The following is a 17,037-nucleotide window of genomic DNA, read 5'->3' as shown; positions in this document are numbered from 1 at the left end:
CTGCTTCGAACGGGGGAAGCCGGCCCGGACGCAGTGTCCGGACCGGCTCCTTTCTGTGGGGGATCAGGCCACAGGCTCTACCCAGATGTTGCGGTAGAACAGGTTGGCGCCCGGGTCGCCGTGGTCCTGGAACCGCAGCGGGCCGGGGGCCGAGGTCTCGGCCGCACCGTTGCCGGTGGAGCCGTTGATCTCGGCGTTGTTGATGACGGTGACGCCGTTCCAGACGACCGTGACGCGGGCGTTCTCGGTCTTGGTGGTCCCGTTGAAGCGGGCCGCCCGGAACGTCACGTCGTAGGTCTGCCAGGTCTGCGGCGCGGTGGCCGCGTTGACCGACGGGGCGATCTTCTCGTAGATCGCGCCGCACTCGTTGTTGGCCGGGGTGGTGTCCCCGAACGAGTCCAGCACCTGCAGCTCGTAGCGGTCCTGCAGGTAGATGCCACTGTTGGCCCGTTGCTGGCCGGTGACGTCGCCCGGCAGCAGCGGCAGCCAGAACTCGGCGTGCAGCTTGAAGTCACCGAACGCCTGCTTGGACTTGATGTCGCCGCCGAGGACCTCGACGCCGCCGTTGCCCAGCGGCCAGGTGACCGGGGTGCCGTTGGAGTGCTGGAAGTTGTTCATGTTGGCACCGTCGAACAGCACGATCCGGGTGGGCTGGGTCGTGTTGGCGTACGCCTCGAACTCGTAGATCCGGGCGGCGCCGTTGCCGTCGCTGGCCGGGGTCGTCACGTTCAGCCTGATGTAGCGGGCCGACGTGGCGGTGAAGTTGTGCGTGGTGACGCTGGCCGTGTTGGCGGTGACGGTCGCGACCGTGGTCCAGCTGGTGCCGTTGGTCGACACCTGCAGGTTGAAGTCGCGGGTGTTCCAGGCGGTGTTCTCCCCGCCCGCTCCGGCGTGCCGGACGACGAGCTGGGCGACCGTCTGCGAGGAGCCGAGGTCGACCTGGAGCCACTTGGTCGCGCCGAGCGAGCACCACTTGTCGGTGTTGCCGCCCGAGACGCTGCCGTTGACCGCCTTGTCGGGGCCTTCGGTGGTGCCGCAGGAGCTGTCGGCGGTCGCCGCCTTGTTGAGCGCGAGGTTGCCCGTCGGTGGCGGGGTGCCGCCGTAGACCTCGAGTTCGTAGATGCGGGCCGCGCCGTTGCCGGTGGTGCCGCCGGTGGTGACGTTCAGCCTGACGTATCGGGCCGAGGTCGCCGTGATGTTGTGGGTGGTGGTGTTGGCCGTGTTCGCGGTGACGGTCGCCGCAGTGGTCCAGGTCGTGCCGTTGGTGGACGTCTGGATGTTGAAGTCACGGGTGTTCCAGCCCGTGTCCTCGCCACCGGCACCCGCGTGCTGGACGACGAACCGGTTGACGCTCTGCGCGGAGCCGAGGTCGACCTGCAGCCACTTGCTGGTGCCCAGCGAGCACCACTTGTCGGCGTTGCCGCCGTTGACGGTGCCGTTGAACGCCTGCGCCGGGCCCTCGGAGGTGGTGCAGGAGCTGTCGGCGGTGGCCGGCTTGTTCAGGGCCAGGTTGCTGGACGGGGCCTGGCCGGGGATGTTGTTGAGGGTGTACCAGACCTCGGTGTTCCACAGCGACTGGCCGTTGGTGGAACCGAACGGCCGCGGCGAGCGGATGTGCACGACCCGGCCGGCCTTGAGGCCGTTGATGGCCAGGGTGACCTTCTTGCCGTCGGCGGACAGGGTCGCCGAGGACACCGTCAGCGTCTCTTCGTCGATCTTCGGGCCGCCGTAGGCGGCCGTCGGGACGTAGCGCCACTGCTTCACGCGGTACTTGGTGGCCAGGTTGGCGGCGGTGGCCGCGGAGATCGGCTGGGTGTACTCGATCTCGAAGCCGTTGGACAGCGCCTTCATGTTGAGCATGTCGAAGACGTTGTTGCCGTTGGGGATCAGCTTCTGCAGGCCGAAGTTCAGCTTGCCGGACTGGCCCCAGTTGCCGCCGCCGCCGATGCCGCCGACGTAGATGGCGCCGTCGGGGCCGACGTTGACCTCGGAGATACCGGCTTCCAGGCCCTGCGTCATGCGGAACAGGGCGCCCTGGTACTCGCCGTTGATCTTTTCGACCGCGGCGCGCTGCAGGCCGCCGTAGGTGACGTCACCGATGACGAACTGTCCGGAGTACAGGCCGCTGGTCATGTACTTCGGGGTGCTCGGCGAGTTGCCGATCTCGTTCTGCGGCAGCCAGATCACCGGCGGGGTGACCGGGGCACTGTCGAACGGGCCGGCCGGGGTCAGGTAGTGGTTGAAGAAGCGGCCCTGCTTGATGTGCACCAGCTTCGAGGCCGGCTGCCAGCCGCCCTGGTTGTCGGTGACGAACAGGCCGTTCTCCGGGCCCCAGCCGATGCCGTGCGGGGTCCGCAGGCCGCCGGCGACGTACGTCCACGCGCCGGTGTCCTTGTTGATTTTGATGGTGGTGCCGCGGTTGCCGACCTTCTGCGGGTTGGTGGTGTTGCCGCCGTAGTCGATGCCTACCGAGAGGTTGAGGTAGAAGAACGGGGCCTCGTACATCAGGCCGAACGCGAACTCGTGGAACGTGCCGCCGTACGGCCAGGTCGCGACCTGCTGGTACTGGTCGGCCACCTCGTCGCCGTTGGTGTCGACGAGCCTGGTCAGCCGCATCTTCTCCGAGACGTAGATGACCCCGTCGACGACCTTGAGGCCCATCGGCTCCTTGAGGTTGCTGCCGACCCGCTTGGTGGTGACGGTGCTCGGGTTGGCGTTGCCGCCGGTGTTGCCCATGATCCAGACTTCACCGGCCTGCGAGGTGCCGGAGTCGTTGGTGCCGCCCCAGGTGCAGATGACCAGGCGGCCGTCGGCGAGCCAGTCCATGCCCGTCACGCGCGGCTCGAAGCCGCTCGGGCGCAGGTTGGCGAGGTTGAAGTTCGGGTGCACGGAGGTCAGCGGCAGGCCGTCGCCCGGCGAGTCGCCGGTGCCCTCGCACTCCTTGCGGCCCGGCGCGGTGACGCGCACGACGCCGGCGTCGGTGCTGAGCACCGAGTTCGGCACGGTCACGAACGTCGACGAGCCGGGCGTCTGCCACTGCAGCGTGAGCTGCTGGCCGCCGCCGGCCTCGAAGAAGTCGACGCGCAGCGCGTGGTAGCCGGTGGTCAGGGTGACCGCGCCGTCCTTGGCCGTCGCGCCGTGCAGCCCGTCGTGGTTGATGACCACGTTGTCATCGATCAGCAGGCGCGAGCCGTCGTCGCTGATCAGCCGGAAGGTGTAGCTGCCGGCGGTGGGGATGTTCACGTAGCCGAGGGCCTGGGTGTAGAAGTTGTCCTCGTAGCCGAACTGCGCGGCCGTGGTCCAGTCGATCGTCGACATGAGCTTGTCGACGTTGGGGGTCTGCGCGGGCTTGAGGTTGCAGAGGGCGCTCAGCGCGACCTGCATGTCGAAGGTCCGCAGCGTGATGCCGGGGGTCTGCGGGGGCGGGGCGGCGGCGGCCGCGGTGGCGGGCAACCACCCGGCTGCGGCGACTACCGCTGTGGTGAGGGCGCCCGCCATAATCAGGCGCGCCCGTCGGGACGGAGCTAACACTTTTCCTCCAGTGTGAGCGGGACTGCTGCGCACCGTCCGTCGACGTGGCATGCACCGCTCACAGCGGCGTGCCGCGACCTGGGACGGATGTGTTGTCTGTCCTGATGCGACCTGGCACGCCGATGCCTGGTGTAGACACCTTAGAATTCTTTTTTCTAGATGTACAGATCTAACCGAGGTTCAGTCACAACTTTTGTCGATCGTGGCAAAAGTTGTCGCCGCAGACCGGCGGGACCGGGCAGAACACTGCTCGGACATGGGCTATTGCGCCACCGGCGACTGATGTTTGTCAATGACTGACCTGTGCCCACCTCGCCCGGACACCGCGACCCTACCCACCGGCGCGGGGTCGCACCACCGGAGCCGCGCATGCCGATTGTCATACATATATTGAAATGTTTGACAATCTGAGTGAGGGTGTGGGGCATGAGATCTCACCTCGCGCGGATCGCGGCGGCCACCCTCGCCGCCATCGCGATGACCCTGTCCAGCCTGCTCGTCGGCAGCGCCGCCACCGCGGCCCCCGCACCCGCCGCCGTCCGGGTGCTCTACTACGACGCGAGCCAGGCCGCCGAATTCGTCAACGCCGTACACCAGGGCGCGGCCAACTGGAACGCCCGCGTCACCAACGTGCGCCTGGAGCGGTGGACCTCCGGCCGCCCGCTCAACATCCGCGTCTACGCCGACAACAACTGGCCCCGCGCCTACGTCAACTCGCTGGGCAACGGCACGATCTACATGGGACGCCAGGCGACCGCCGAGGGCCACAACCCCCCGCGTATCGCGGCCCACGAGCTCGGTCACATCCTCGGCCTGCCCGACCGGCGCACCGGCATCTGCTCCGAACTGATGTCCGGCAGCAGCGCGGGCACCTCGTGCACCAGCGCCTTCCCGAACGCGACGGAGATCAACAAGGTCAACAACCTGTTCGCGAGCGGCGCCCTGGTCCCCGCCGGCTGGCGCAACGAGGCCTCCTGACGCGTACGCCCGCGGGGGCGGCAGGTCCGCCGTCCCCGCGGTGGCGCGACGGCACCCACCCCAGGTGAGCCGTCGCGCCACGAAGCCAGGCCGCAGTTTTGAGAGCTGATCGGCCGGTCGTCCGCTCCTGAACGGGACCGGTCAGCGGGTGGCGGCCACGACGCGGCGCACCTCGTCGGCGTCGGTGGCCTCGCGGCCGTCCCGCCGCACCGGCGCCCGCAGGTGCACCTCCTGCGCGCCGGTCTCGGCGAGCACCCGCCGGATGTTGTGCGACCGGATGCCGCCCGCGGCGACGATCCGCAGCCGGTCCCCGGCCCGCTCCCGCAGCGCGGCGATGCGTGCCGCGCCCTCCAGCGCGGTCGGGGCCGCGCCCGAGGTGAGGACGGCGTCGGCACCCAGTTCGATGATCTCGTCGAGGGCCGCGAGCTGATCGTGGACCTCGTCGACGGCCTTGTGCACGGTCACCGGCAGCGGCCCGGCCGCCGCGATCAGGCGGCGCAGGACCGGCAGGTCGAGCCGACCCGCGCCGGTGAGCGCGCCGACGACCACGCCGAGGTCGAGTCCGCGCGGGTTGGGCAGGGCGCGGACGGCGGCGATGTCGGCGAGCATGACCTGTTCCTCGATCTCGCTCACCCGGAAGTCCCCACCACGAGGCCGGACCATCACCCGCAGTCCGGCGGTGGTCAGCGAGCGCAGGGCGACCTCGACGGCGCCAAGGCTCGGGGTGGTGCCGCCCTGGCCCAGATCGGCGCACAGTTCCAGCCGGTCGGCTCCCGCCGCCTCCGCCACCAGCGCGGTCGGCACGTCGCTCACGCAGATCTCCACCGTGGTCACGGGGAGGAACCTATCCCCGGCCCCTGGGAGCTACTGCAGTTACCCCCTCAAATCGGCGACTTTCAGCGGACTACGATCAAAGACCCCGGCCGCGCCCGGACCAGCCAGGATGCGCCCTGGGCGGGCACGACGGCCGACGCACGAGCTGCCTAGGAGCCGAGCACCATGTCCCGCCCCCTGCGTATCGCCATCGGCGGTGTCCACATCGAATCCAGCACGTTCTCCCCGCACCTGAGCACCGCCGCCGACTTCGAGGTCACCCGCGGCGACGCCCTGCTGGCACGCTACGACTGGCTGACGCTCCCCTGGGCCGAAGGCGTCGAGTGGATCCCGCTGGTGCACGCCCGCGCCCTGCCCGGCGGGGCCGTCGAGGCCGCCGCCTACGAGGCCTGGGCCGCCGAGATCGTGGACCGGATCGCCGCGTCGGGCCCGCTGGACGGCATGCTGCTCGACTTCCACGGCGCGATGAGCGTCGTCGGGCGCGACGACGCCGAGGGTGACCTGATCACCGCGATCCGGTCGGCGCTCGGGCCGCGGCCGTACGTGTCCGCAGCGATGGACCTGCACGGCAACGTGTCCCAGGTGCTGTTCGACGGGTGCGACCTGCTCACCTGCTACCGCACCGCGCCGCACGTCGACGTGTGGGAGACCCGCGAGCGCGCCGCGCGCAACCTGGTCGAGGCGCTGCACCGGGGGCAGCGGCCGCACAAGGCCCTGGTCCACGTGCCGATCCTGCTGCCGGGCGAGAAGACCAGCACCCGCGAGGAGCCCGCCCGCGGCCTCTACGCCCGCATCCCCGAGATCGAGGCCCGTGACGGCGTCGTCGACGCGGCGATCTGGATCGGGTACGCGTGGGCCGACCAGGCGCGCTGCCAGGGCGCGGTCGTGGTCACCGGCACCGACGCCACGGCGGCCGCGGACGCGGCGCGGGAACTGGGCGAGCGGTTCTGGGCGGCCCGCGACGAGTTCGCGTTCGTCGCCCCGACCGGCACGATGGACGAGTGCCTCGACACCGCCCTGGCCGCCGACCCGGCCCGGCGGCCGTTCTTCATCAGCGACTCCGGTGACAACCCCGGCGCGGGTGGCGCGGACGACGTCACGTTCGCCCTGGAGCGGCTGCTGGCCCGGCCCGAGATCCGCGACGGGGCATGTCGGGCCGTGTTCGCGTCGCTGGTCGATCCGCAGGCCGTCGCGCAGGTCGCCGGGCAGCCGGTCGGCTCGGCGGTGCGGGTCACGGCCGGTGGCCGCATCGACGCGCGCGAGCCGGGGCCGCTGGTGCTCGACGGGGTCCTGGAGGCCGTCGCCGACGATCCCGACGGGGGGCGGTGCGTCAGCGTGCGGGTGGGCGGGCTGAGCGTGTTCCTGACGTCGCGCCGGATGCAGTACCGGCTGCTGGCGTCGTACGCCCGGCTCGGGGTCGAGGTCGACGCGGTCGACGTCGTGGTGGTGAAGATCGGCTACCTGGAGCCCGAGCTGTTCGACGCGGCCGGTGACTGGCTGCTCGCACTGACGCCGGGCGGGGTCGACCAGGATCTCGCGCGGCTGCCGTACCGCAGGGTGGTGCGGCCGATGTTCCCGCTGGACCGTGACTTCACCCCCGAGCTGACCGTCGTTCTTGGATGATCGCACCCGGCGGGTCTTAGGATGCCGTCATGCGGCCGTTCCCCCGTGTCACCGCGATCGTCTTCCTGCTGACCGCGGTGCCGAGCCTGCTCCAGTTCGCGTATCCGGCGCTGGAGACGAACCTGCGGCGTGATCCCGCCCTGATCGCCGACGGCCAGGTGTGGCGGCTGGTGACGTCGTCGCTCGTGCAGGACAGCGGCGTCGCGGGCACCGTCGGCAACCTCGGGTTCCTGCTGGTGCTCGGCTGGCTCACCGAGCGCACCGTCGGCCCCGGCCGGTGGCTGCTGTTCTTCGGCGGCGGGGTCGCCCTCGGGCAGGTCGGCGGGATGGTGTTCGACACCGTCGGCGCGGGCAGCTCGATCGGGCTGTGCGGCCTGGCCGGGGGCGCGGCGATCGCGGCGTGGACCGGTCGCGATCCGCTGGCCGCCGCGGTCGGCACGCTCTACGCGCTGCTCGTCGCCGTGGCGACCCTGGACGCCCTGTGGGGTTACGTGGCGGCGGCGGTCCTGGCCGGGCTGCTCATCAGCCAGCGTGCGCGGGTGCCGGGGTGGGCGTACGCCCTGGTGGTGCTGATCGTGGGGGTCGGGCTGACGATCGGGGCGGATCTGCACGGCCCGGCGCTGCTGGGCGGGCTCGCCGCGGGCGGGGTGGCGCTGCGGCGGCGCGGGCCGGGCAGCTCCTAGATCACCGTCGGGCGTCGGCCGTACGCTGTCGGCCGTGGACCGCAAGAGCTACTACGACCTGCGTTTCGGCGTCTCCCCCGGCGGCGCCCGCAAGGACGCCCACTACTTCCGCGGCAGCCTCGACGAGGTCAGGGCCGACCTGGCGGCGGAGCTCGCCGACGGCATGAACCTCTACCTGCTCTGCTGGTATGGCGCTGAGCTGGCGCTCGACGTCTACCAGCACGGCAGGCGCACCCGGTCGATCGACCTGCACCCGTTCGTCACGATCGACATCGACGGGTATCCGCCGATCACGTTCACCGGGCCCGGCGCGCCCGTCGGATACGACTTCGGCACCGACGAGGAGCAGGGCGTCGACGACGGCAGCCTGTCCGACCTGCTGTTCATGGGCGAACTCGAAGCCGTCACCCGGGTGACCGTCGACTGGGCCGGGATCGATGCGCCCGCGCTGCTGGGCGAGCCCGCCCAGCGCGGTGACCTGCTGGTCCTCGACGAGCGGCCGATCGACGACGCGAACGGGGACCTGTCGCCCGAGACCGCCGGGGTCTGGTACGGGTTCGTGGACTTCGAGGCTTAGCGGCCGATCCGGGAACCTCGGGGCGGTCCGGGCGGTCGGTTGGGGGCAGACCACGATCATGAAAGGCGGCCCCGATGCCCGAGGAGATGGACCTGCTGACCGACGCGCAGGAGCAGACGTACCGGTCGCTGGTGCAGCTGGGCGCGGCGCGGGCCGCCGACGTCGCCGCGCTCAGCGAACTGTCGCACGCCCAGGCCACCAGTGCGCTGGGCGTGCTGCTGGAGGCCGGGCTGGCCGTCGTCGAACCCGGCCCCGACCCGGTGTACCAGCCGCTGCCGCCGGACGTGGCCCTCGGCGCGGGCCTGCTGCGGCGGCAGGAGGCCCTGGAACGGGGCCGCCGGCTCATGGCCGACCTGCACGAGCAGTACCGCGCGTCCAGCCGCCGGCGGGGCGGCGAGCAGGTGGCGGAGCTGGTCGTGGGCGCGGAGCCGCTGCGGCGGCGGCTGCGGCAGGTGCAGGACATGGCGGGCCGGGAGCTGCTGTGGTTCTGCCGCGCCAACCCGGTCGCGCTGGCCAGCGGTGAGAACACCGCCGAGTTCGACGCGCTCGCCCGTGGGGTGACCTGCCGCGTCGTGTACGAGCGTGAGTCGCTGCTGGTGCCGGGCGTGCTCGACAACGTCGCCGAGTGCGTCCGGCACGGCCAGCTCGCCCGCGCCACGCAGGCGCTGCCGGTGCGGATGCTGGTCGCCGACCGGGCCACGGCGGTGCTGTCGCTGATCCGCGAACCCGGCGACGCCCCCGGCCCGCGCGCCGCCGTCATCAGCAACGGGGAGATGCTGCACGCCCTGGTCGCGCTGTTCGACGGGCACTGGGAGGCCGCGGTGCCGATCCGCGTCCCCGGCGGCGGCGAGCACCACGACGGCCCGGACGAAGCCGAACTGTACGTGCTGTCGCTGGTCGTCGGCGGGGTCCCGGACAAGGCCATCGCCTCGCAGCTGGGGGTCAGCAGGCGCACCGTGCAGCGGCGGCTGGACCGGCTGATGTCGCTGGCGGGTGTCGACACCCGCGCCGGGCTGGCCTACCACGCGGCGCGCTGCGGCTGGCTCTGACCGCGCCCGCGTCGGTGCGGGCGGCCATGACCGTGCCGTGGCGCGGTGCCGCTGGTCATGACCACGCTCGCGTCGCGGATGGGCGAGTCACAACCGTGCCACGCTGATCGCTTCAACCTGGCAGCCGCCGTTGCGACGATCTCCACACGTTCACCCCCCGTTCTAGTGGAGTCGCGCTGATGGCCGCCCGTTCACCTGCCCCACGCCGTAAGGCCCTGGCGCGCGCCGCACTGGCGCTCGCGATGGTCGCCGGTCTGTCCTCCGCCGTGCCGGTCGCCGCCACCGCCGCGGCCACCGGCACCGCCGTTTCGCCACGGTCCGGCTCCACGCACACCGTCACCCTGCTCAACGGCGACCGCGTCACCGTCACCGCGCTGCCCGGCGGGCACACCACCACCGTCGTACGCGGACCGTCGGGCCAGCCCGTCGGCGCGCACGTGGTGACGTCCGGCCCGCGCACCTACGTCTACCCCGACGCGGTCGCCCCGTACGTGGCGGCGGGCCTGCTCGACGAGCGCCTGTTCGACGTGACCGGCCTGATCGCCGCCGGGTACGACGACGCGCGGATCGCGCGTCTGCCCCTGATCGTCGAGTATGCCGACGCCGCCGCGCGCCGCACGCCGCTGCCCGGGGCGACCCAGGTGCGCACGCTGGACAGCGTGCACGGCGCGGCCATCGAGCAGGACCGGACCGGCGCGGCCCGCTTCTGGCAGGCGATCACCGCACCCGCCGCCAAGCGCGCCGACGCGAAGCCGGTGCTCAGCGGCGGCATCACGAAGGTGTGGCTGGACGACAGGGTCCGCGCGGCGCTGGCCGACACCACCGCGCAGATCGGCGCCCCGGCCGTGTGGGCGACCGGCAACACCGGCGCGGGCGTCGACGTCGCCGTCCTGGACACCGGCGTTGACCAGACCCACCCCGACCTCGCGGGCCAGATCACGCAGGCGCAGAGCTTCGTGCCCGGCCAGGAGGTCACCGACCGCAACGGCCACGGCACGCACGTCGCGTCGACCATCGCGGGCACCGGCGCGGCGTCGCAGGGCCTGGAGCGCGGTGTCGCTCCCGGCGCGCGGCTGCACGTCGGCAAGGTGCTCAACGACGCCGGTGAGGGTCAGGACTCCTGGATCATCGCGGGCATGGAGTGGGCCGCCCGGCAGCAGCACGCCAAGATCGTCAGCATGAGCCTGGGCGGCGCGCCGACTGACGGCACCGACCCGCTCAGCCGGGCCGTCGACGAGCTCAGCGCGCAGACCGGCGCGCTGTTCACCATCGCCGCGGGCAACTCCGGCCCCGACATGCAGACCGTCGGCGCACCCGGCGCGGCCGACGCCGCGCTGACCGTCGGCGCGGTGGACGGCCAGGATCGCTGGGCGTTCTTCTCCAGCAGCGGGCCGCGGCGCGGCGACAACGGGCTCAAGCCGGACCTGTCCGGCCCCGGCGTCGACGTGCTGGCCGCTCGCTCGCAGCAGTCCAGCGAGGGTGAGGGCCTCTACACCACGATGAGCGGCACCTCGATGGCGACGCCGCACGTCGCGGGAGCCGCGGCGCTGCTGGCCGCGAAGCACCCCGACTGGACCGGCCGCCAGCTCAAGGACGCGCTGATGAGCACGAGTCGCGCCCCGGAGCGGCTGGAGCCGTACCGCGACGGCAGCGGACGGGTCGACGCGGCGGGCACGGCCGCGGCGACGGTGTTCGCGACCGGCTCCGACTTCGCCGCGCTGACCTGGCCGTACACCCCCGGCCAGCGCGCCGACCGGACCATCACCTACACCAACACCGGCGACGCGGCGGTGACCCTCGATCTGTCGATGCGCGCCACGACCGCCCCGGCGGGCCTGTTCACGCTGGCCGCCGACCGGGTGACCGTGCCCGCGCACGGCACCGCGCAGGTCACCGTACGCGTGGACGTGGACCGTGCCGCCGAGGACACGTACGCCAACGCCAGCGTCGACGCCGCCGGACCCGGTGGGGTGCGGCTGACGCACACGCTGGTCGGGATGAACAAGGAGGGGCAGCGGGCCAAGCTGACGTTCCAGGCCCGCGACCGCGACGGCGGCCCGCTGGCCGGGCTCCTGCTGGTCAACGACATCACCCGCAACACCGCGCCGCAGCTGGTGGCCGTGGATGCGAACGGAGACGTCGAGCTGCGCCTGCCGATCGGCACCTACAGCGCCGTGATGCACGCCGACCTGCCCGGCGCCGACGGGCCGGACTCGCTCGGGCTGGGCATGCTGTTCGCGCCCGAGACCGTGCTGACCGGCGACCGCACCGTCGTGCTCGACGCCCGGCGGCTGCGCCGGGTCAGCGCCGAGGTCAAGGCCGACACCGCCGTCGCCGGGATGCGCGTCGACTATGGACGGACCTTCGCGGACCGGTTCCCGATGTTCGACAACTACACCGTCGACAAGCGCTACCACAGCGTCTGGGCCACCCCCACCGGCAAGGCCGTCACCCAGGGCGTGTTCAGCCTCGGCTTCCGATGGAGCCTGATCCAGCCGCCGCTGACCGTCGGCGGCCACGGGCAGCGCTTCGACGACCTGCTGATGCAGACCGCCTCGCGGTCCCTGCCCGAGGGCAGCCAGCAGCTCGACGTCGTCTACGCGGGCAAGGGCACGCCCGCCGAACTCGACAAGGCCCGGATCAGGGGCAAGGTCGCCGTCGTACGCCACGACCCGGCCGTGGACGTGGTCGCGTCCGCCGCGGCAGCCGCCGCCGCGGGGGCGAAGCTGCTGGTCATCGTCAACGACGGCCCCGGCCGCCTCGACGCGTGGTCGGAGATCCCCGACCCGAACCCGGCGCTGCCGGTGGCCTCGGTCGGGCGCGGCCAGGGCGAGCAGCTCATCGCCCAGCTCGGCCGCGGCCGGGTGCGCTACACGGTGACCGCGCATCCGGCGACCGGCTACGTGTACGACCTCGTCCGCCGCCACCGCGGCGCGGTGCCGTCCGAGCTGACCTACCGGCCCGGCGCGAAGGACCTGGCCCGGATCGACGTCTCCTACGGGCGCCCCACGCCGGGCACGGTGACCGCGCTGCGCTACGACGTGTCGCCGGAGCAGCCGGACTCCGGCCTGGGCGGGCCCCCACTGGTCGCACCGGCCCAGGGGCGGCGCACCGACTGGGTGTCGGCAGGCCGGACCGACCAGTGGTTCGAGCAGACCATGGAGACGCGCCTCATGCTCTCCTCGGACCTGCTCACCTACCGGGCGGGCCAGCGGCACGAGGTCAGCTGGTTCGCGCCGGTCGGCCGGCCCAGCCTGCTGCGGGACAGCCTGATCTCGGGTGTGCCCACGCAGCTGGGCAACGACGTGATGATCTGGAACCTGCCGAGCTGGGGCGACGCCGACCCGCACCACCAGGGCCAGGTCTGGGAGGGTGAGATCGCCCAGGTCACCAGCCTCTACCAGGGCGGCAAGCTGGTCGTCGAAGGTCCGGGAAGCAGCCTGTACGGGTCGCTCACGCCCGGCGGCGGCCGGGTGCGGATCGTCAACCGCGGCACGCAGGAGATCGTGTCGCCGTACTCGACGAGCACCGAGACGGCGTGGTCGTTCCCGTTCACGCCCGCCGCCGCCGACGTCTCGTGGCGGCTGCCGCTGATCGGGGTGCACTACGCGGTGGACACCGACCTCGCGGGCCGGGCGGACCGGCGGGCCGGGCTGACCGTGTCGGCGGCGCACCACCCGGACGCGCACCGGGCCGGGCAGATCCGCGACGTCATGGTCGAGCTGTCCTATGACGACGGCCGCACCTGGCGGCGGGCCGCCGTGACGCAGCGCGACGGCGGCTGGCGTACCACGCTGGAAGCCCCGCGCGGCGCGTCATTCGTCGCGGTGCGCGTCACCGCGGCCGACAGTGCGGGCAACGCCGTCACGCAGACGGTGGTACGGGCCTTCGGGCTGCGTTAGCACGCACCTCACGCGGTTCGCCGCGTGATCCGAGGACAGCTCCGGCCGGGTGGCAGCCCCCGTCCCCCGGCCGGAGCCCTCCGCGACTCACCGCCGCGCTCACGGCTCGATCAGGCCGGCCCGGATGGCGTAGCGGGTCAGTTCGAGCCGGTCGCGCAGGCCGAGTTTCTGCAGCAGGTTGGCCCGGTGCCGGTCGACGGTCTTGATGCTGATGAACAGCAGCTGGGCGATCTCCCTGGCCGAGTGGCCCTCGGCGATCAGTTTGAGCACCTCCTCCTCGCGCGCGGTGATCGCCCGCTCCGGCTGGTCCTGGCCCCGCGCGGCCCGGTCGAGGTAGTCGCGGATCAGGGCGGTGACCGCGCCCGGATACAGGAACGGCTCGTCGCGCATCGCCGCCCGGCAGGCCTCGACCAGGTCGCGGTCGGCCACGGACTTCAGCACGTAGCCGTTGGCCCCGGCCCGCAGCGCCTCGAAGAAGAACTGCTCGTTGTCGTACATCGTCAGGATCAGGATGCGCAGGCCCGGCATCGTGCGCGACAGCTCCCGGGCGGCCTGCAGGCCGGTCAGCCGGGGCATGGCGATGTCGAGGATGGCCAGGTCGGGCTGCTCGGCGCGGGCCAGCGCGATCGCCTCCGCGCCGTCCCCGGCCTCGGCGACGACGGTCAGGTCCGGTTCGCTGTCGAGGATCAGGCGCACGCCGCGGCGTACCAGCGCATGGTCGTCGGCCAGCAGGATGCGCGCGGGCCCGGTCACGGCGCGGTCCTGGTCGCGGCCGCCGGGACACGCAGCCGGACCTCGGTGCCGCCCGCCGCGCCGCGGACCACCTCCAGCTGCGCGCCGATGAGCAGGGCACGTTCGCGCATACCGCGGATGCCCGCGCCCTCGGCGGCGTCGGCCGCGCCCCGGCCGTCGTCGGCGACCCGCAGCAGCACCTCGCCGGGACGGCGGTGCAGCGACAGCTCGACTCGGCTCGCGCGGGCGTGCCGTACGGCGTTGGTGAGCCCCTCCTGCGCCACCCGGTAGACCACCAGTTCGGTCTCGGCGTCCATCGGCGGCAGGTCACTGTCGAGGCGGTGCACGACCGCGAGGTCGGTGTGCCCGGTGACCTCGGTGATCAGCGCCTTGAGCGCGCTGGCCAGGCCCAGCTCCTCCAGCACGCCCGGACGCAGGCGGCGGGCGATGCGGCGGATCTCGTCCAGCCCGCCCCGGGTGGTCTCCTGGACCTGGCGCAGCTCGGCGTTGAGCGGTGCGGGAGCGTGCCGGGCGACCTGCTCCAGCTGCAGCAGCACGGCGGTCAGCGACTGCCCGACCTCGTCGTGCAGTTCGCGGGCGACCCGGCGGCGCTCGTCCTCCTGCGCGGACAGGGCACGGGCGGTGCTGGTGGCCCGCTCGGCCTCCAGCCTGTCGATCATGGTGTTGAACGCCCGGATCAGGTCGGCGATGCCCGCGTGGCCGGAGGCGATCGGGCGCGGAGCCGGTTGCAGCAGGTCGAGAGTGGCCATGGCCCGGCTGAGCCGGTGCAGCGGGGCCAGCCCGACCCGCAGCAGCGCGGCGTTGGCGACCAGCATCAGCGCCAGGCCGACCGCCAGCACCAGGGCTTCGGTGAGCACGACCGGCGTGGACACGGTGACCGGGCCCAGCAGCAGCACGACCGTGGCCGCCACCAGCACCGCCGCGTTGAGAAGGAAGATCCGCCAGAACAGCGACACCGTGCGCCTCCCCTCACCGGACCCCATCGCACCTCTTCCTGATCTCGAAACTATCCCGCCACGACGCCACAGGCAGCGCGCTTCGACCCCGCCCCGGCCCATGGCGTCGTGTCGGGTCAAGGCAACCTTGCGCGCGGCCGATCGCCCATGGGTGCTGACACCCATTTCCGGCCCGCACCGACCGCCGGAACCCTTCGCCACCGGGCCGCCGGCCGCACGGCGGGCCGCGGTTGAGGGCTGCCGCCGTACGCAAATGGGTGCCGGACCGCATGGTCGCGCAGCACAGGCCAGATGACCATGAAAGCAGGCCGGGCGAGGCAGCCCGGTCCGCACCCGTCGTGGCGGGCCGCCGCGACCTCACGAGGAGACACGATGACACTGCCAGCCGCCGACCACGGCCGCTCCTACAACCCGCCCGAGTCAGGGCTGCGCCCGGCAGACGCCGACACCGGCCCGCCCGGCGGCCGCCCGTGAGCCTGCAGGCCGTCACCGCCCTCGTCATCTTCGCGGTCGCGTTCGCGCTCATCGCGACCGAGAAGATCAACCGCGTCGCCGTCGTGCTCGGCGCCGCCGGTCTCATGACCCTGCTGGGCCTGGTGCCCGGCTCGCACGTGTTCTACTCCGCGCACGCGGGCATCGACTGGGACGTCATCTTCCTGCTGCTCGGCATGATGATCATCGTGGGGGTGATCAAGCAGACGGGCGTCTTCGACTACCTCGGCATCTGGGCCGCCCAGCGCTCGCAGGGCCGCCCGTACAAGCTTATGGTCCTGCTGATGGTGATCACCGCCGTCGCGTCGCCGTTCCTGGACAACGTCACCACGGTCATGCTCGTCGCCCCGATCACCATCTCGGTCTGCCGCCGGCTGGGCATCCCCGCCGCGCCGTACCTCATCGCCGAGGCGCTGGCGTCCAACATCGGCGGCGCGGCCACCCTCATCGGCGACCCGCCGAACATCATCATCGGCAGCCGCGCGGGGCTCAGCTTCAACGACTTCCTGGTCCACATGGCACCGATCACGGTCGTGCTGTTCGCGGTGTTCGTGCTGATGGCGCGGGTGATGTTCCGCAAGTCGTTCGTGTACCGCCCGGACAGCTTCGCCGCCGTCCGGGATCTCGACGCCAAGGAGCAGATCACCGACGGCCCGCTGCTGGCCCGCTGCCTGGCCGTGCTGGCTCTGGTGAGCGTGGGCTTCACCCTGCACACCGTCATCCACGTCGAACCGGCCATCATCGCGATGCTCGGCGCGGGCCTGATGGTGCTGGTCTCCCGCGTCGACAGCACCCGCTACCTGGCCGAGGTCGAATGGCCGACGCTGGTGTTCTTCATGGGCCTGTTCGTCATGGTCGGCGGGCTGGTCGACACCGGCGTCATCCACCAGATCGGCCAGTGGGCCGTCGACACCGTCGGCGAGAACCACTTCCTCGCCGCCACCGGGCTCATCTTCGGCTCGGCGGTGCTCGGCGCGTTCTTCGACAACATCCCCTACGTCGCGACGATGGCCCCGATCGTCGAGGACGTCGTCGCGCAGACCCCCGACCCGGCCACCGGGCAGGCCCTGTGGTGGTCGTTCGCGCTCGGCGCGGACCTGGGCGGCAACGGCACCGCCGTCGCCGCCAGCGCGAACCTGGTGGTGCTCGGCATCGCCGCCCGCGCCGGACAGCCGATCTCGTTCTGGCAGTTCACCAGGTACGGCATCGTCACCACGGCGGTGACCACCGTGATCGCTTGGGGGTACGTATGGCTGCGCTACTTCGCGGTCTTCTGACCACCGACACCACCTCCCAGCCGGTGCCGCCTGGGATGCCCACCGAACGCCGTCCAGCCGATCCGCCGCGAACGCGGCCCCGCAGACAGGAGACGACCACATGACGATCATCGAACGGTCCGCACTGCCCGGGATCGGGACGCATTACAGCCTGGACACCGTGGACGGCCGCCGCCTGGCGGTGATCTGCCACGTGTCCGGCCGCCGGGACCTGCTGTTCTATCCGACGCCGCACGCCGAGGTCGCCGTCGGCGGCGTCATCCTGACCCCGGCCCAGGCGCACGACGTCGCCGAGCTACTGCACACGCTGGGCGTCGTGGACCGGCTGGCCACCGCCGACGGCGCTGACCGGCCGAGGTGAGCGGGCAGCGAAAAGGGTGCC

General features: G+C 72.1%; 12 protein-coding genes. 8 read left to right on the top strand and 4 right to left on the bottom strand.

Annotated features, from left to right (window positions below; genetic code table 11):
- Window positions 1-63 precede the first annotated feature (63 nt).
- On the bottom strand, window positions 64-3,453 hold the full coding sequence (locus HAV40_RS08770) for a discoidin domain-containing protein (protein ID WP_239085686.1): 3,390 nt from the start codon (window positions 3,451-3,453) through the stop codon (window positions 64-66).
- 504 nt (window positions 3,454-3,957) lie between these two features.
- Here HAV40_RS08770 and HAV40_RS08765 point away from each other — a divergent pair.
- On the top strand, window positions 3,958-4,509 hold the full coding sequence (locus tag HAV40_RS08765) for a snapalysin family zinc-dependent metalloprotease (protein WP_166380367.1): 552 nt from the start codon (window positions 3,958-3,960) through the stop codon (window positions 4,507-4,509).
- Between the two features lie 141 nt (window positions 4,510-4,650).
- Here the strand turns inward: HAV40_RS08765 and HAV40_RS08760 are convergent, their stop codons facing one another.
- Window positions 4,651-5,343 (bottom strand): copper homeostasis protein CutC, encoded by a 693-nt coding sequence (locus HAV40_RS08760; protein WP_166380366.1) that lies wholly within the window; start codon window positions 5,341-5,343, stop codon window positions 4,651-4,653.
- 165 nt (window positions 5,344-5,508) lie between these two features.
- On the opposite strand from HAV40_RS08760, the gene HAV40_RS08755 reads away from it, so the two are divergent.
- From HAV40_RS08755 to HAV40_RS08735, 5 genes are all read left to right on the top strand, one after another.
- Window positions 5,509-6,966 carry a M81 family metallopeptidase gene (locus tag HAV40_RS08755; RefSeq protein WP_166380365.1) on the top strand — a complete coding sequence of 486 codons (1,458 nt, stop codon included), beginning with the start codon at window positions 5,509-5,511 and terminating at the stop codon, window positions 6,964-6,966.
- A 29-nt stretch (window positions 6,967-6,995) separates the two neighbouring features.
- Complete coding sequence (locus HAV40_RS08750) at window positions 6,996-7,649, top strand: rhomboid family intramembrane serine protease (protein ID WP_166380364.1); 654 nt, start codon at window positions 6,996-6,998, stop codon at window positions 7,647-7,649.
- A gap of 34 nt (window positions 7,650-7,683) precedes the next feature.
- Window positions 7,684-8,226 (top strand): hypothetical protein, encoded by a 543-nt coding sequence (locus HAV40_RS08745; protein WP_203670889.1) that lies wholly within the window; start codon window positions 7,684-7,686, stop codon window positions 8,224-8,226.
- A gap of 74 nt (window positions 8,227-8,300) precedes the next feature.
- Window positions 8,301-9,275, top strand: a complete 975-nt coding sequence (locus tag HAV40_RS08740) for a helix-turn-helix domain-containing protein (protein WP_166380363.1) — start codon at window positions 8,301-8,303, stop codon at window positions 9,273-9,275.
- A 179-nt stretch (window positions 9,276-9,454) separates the two neighbouring features.
- Window positions 9,455-13,177, top strand: a complete 3,723-nt coding sequence (locus HAV40_RS08735) for a S8 family serine peptidase (protein WP_239085687.1) — start codon at window positions 9,455-9,457, stop codon at window positions 13,175-13,177.
- Window positions 13,178-13,276: 99 nt separating this feature from the next.
- On the opposite strand, the gene HAV40_RS08730 is transcribed toward HAV40_RS08735, so the two are convergent.
- Both HAV40_RS08730 and HAV40_RS08725 read right to left on the bottom strand, forming a co-directional pair.
- On the bottom strand, window positions 13,277-13,930 hold the full coding sequence (locus tag HAV40_RS08730) for a response regulator (protein WP_166380362.1): 654 nt from the start codon (window positions 13,928-13,930) through the stop codon (window positions 13,277-13,279).
- Complete coding sequence (locus HAV40_RS08725) at window positions 13,927-14,886, bottom strand: sensor histidine kinase (protein ID WP_166380361.1); 960 nt, start codon at window positions 14,884-14,886, stop codon at window positions 13,927-13,929. The genes HAV40_RS08730 and HAV40_RS08725 overlap by 4 nt, the downstream gene beginning before the upstream one ends.
- 470 nt (window positions 14,887-15,356) lie before the next feature.
- On the opposite strand from HAV40_RS08725, the gene HAV40_RS08720 reads away from it, so the two are divergent.
- Together HAV40_RS08720 and HAV40_RS08715 are read left to right on the top strand one after the other, a co-directional pair.
- Window positions 15,357-16,655 (top strand): ArsB/NhaD family transporter, encoded by a 1,299-nt coding sequence (locus tag HAV40_RS08720; protein WP_239085688.1) that lies wholly within the window; start codon window positions 15,357-15,359, stop codon window positions 16,653-16,655.
- A gap of 100 nt (window positions 16,656-16,755) precedes the next feature.
- Complete coding sequence (locus HAV40_RS08715; RefSeq protein ID WP_166380359.1) at window positions 16,756-17,016, top strand: cation:proton antiporter regulatory subunit; 261 nt, start codon at window positions 16,756-16,758, stop codon at window positions 17,014-17,016.
- The last annotated feature ends 21 nt before the right edge of the window (window positions 17,017-17,037 follow it).

The organism is Catellatospora methionotrophica, assembly GCF_011297335.1.
Taxonomy (GTDB): domain Bacteria; phylum Actinomycetota; class Actinomycetes; order Mycobacteriales; family Micromonosporaceae; genus Catellatospora; species Catellatospora methionotrophica.
The sequence above is the reverse complement of the archived record's forward strand: the minus strand, read 5'-3'. Positions and strand labels throughout refer to the sequence as shown.

Coding starts and splice junctions, on each gene's coding strand:
- HAV40_RS08765 (WP_166380367.1), top strand. CDS start 3,958: ATGAGATCTCACCTCGCGCGGATCGCGGCGGCCACCCTCGCCGCCATC.
- HAV40_RS08755 (WP_166380365.1), top strand. CDS start 5,509: ATGTCCCGCCCCCTGCGTATCGCCATCGGCGGTGTCCACATCGAATCC.
- HAV40_RS08750 (WP_166380364.1), top strand. CDS start 6,996: ATGCGGCCGTTCCCCCGTGTCACCGCGATCGTCTTCCTGCTGACCGCG.
- HAV40_RS08740 (WP_166380363.1), top strand. CDS start 8,301: ATGCCCGAGGAGATGGACCTGCTGACCGACGCGCAGGAGCAGACGTAC.
- HAV40_RS08735 (WP_239085687.1), top strand. CDS start 9,455: ATGGCCGCCCGTTCACCTGCCCCACGCCGTAAGGCCCTGGCGCGCGCC.
- HAV40_RS08715 (WP_166380359.1), top strand. CDS start 16,756: ATGACGATCATCGAACGGTCCGCACTGCCCGGGATCGGGACGCATTAC.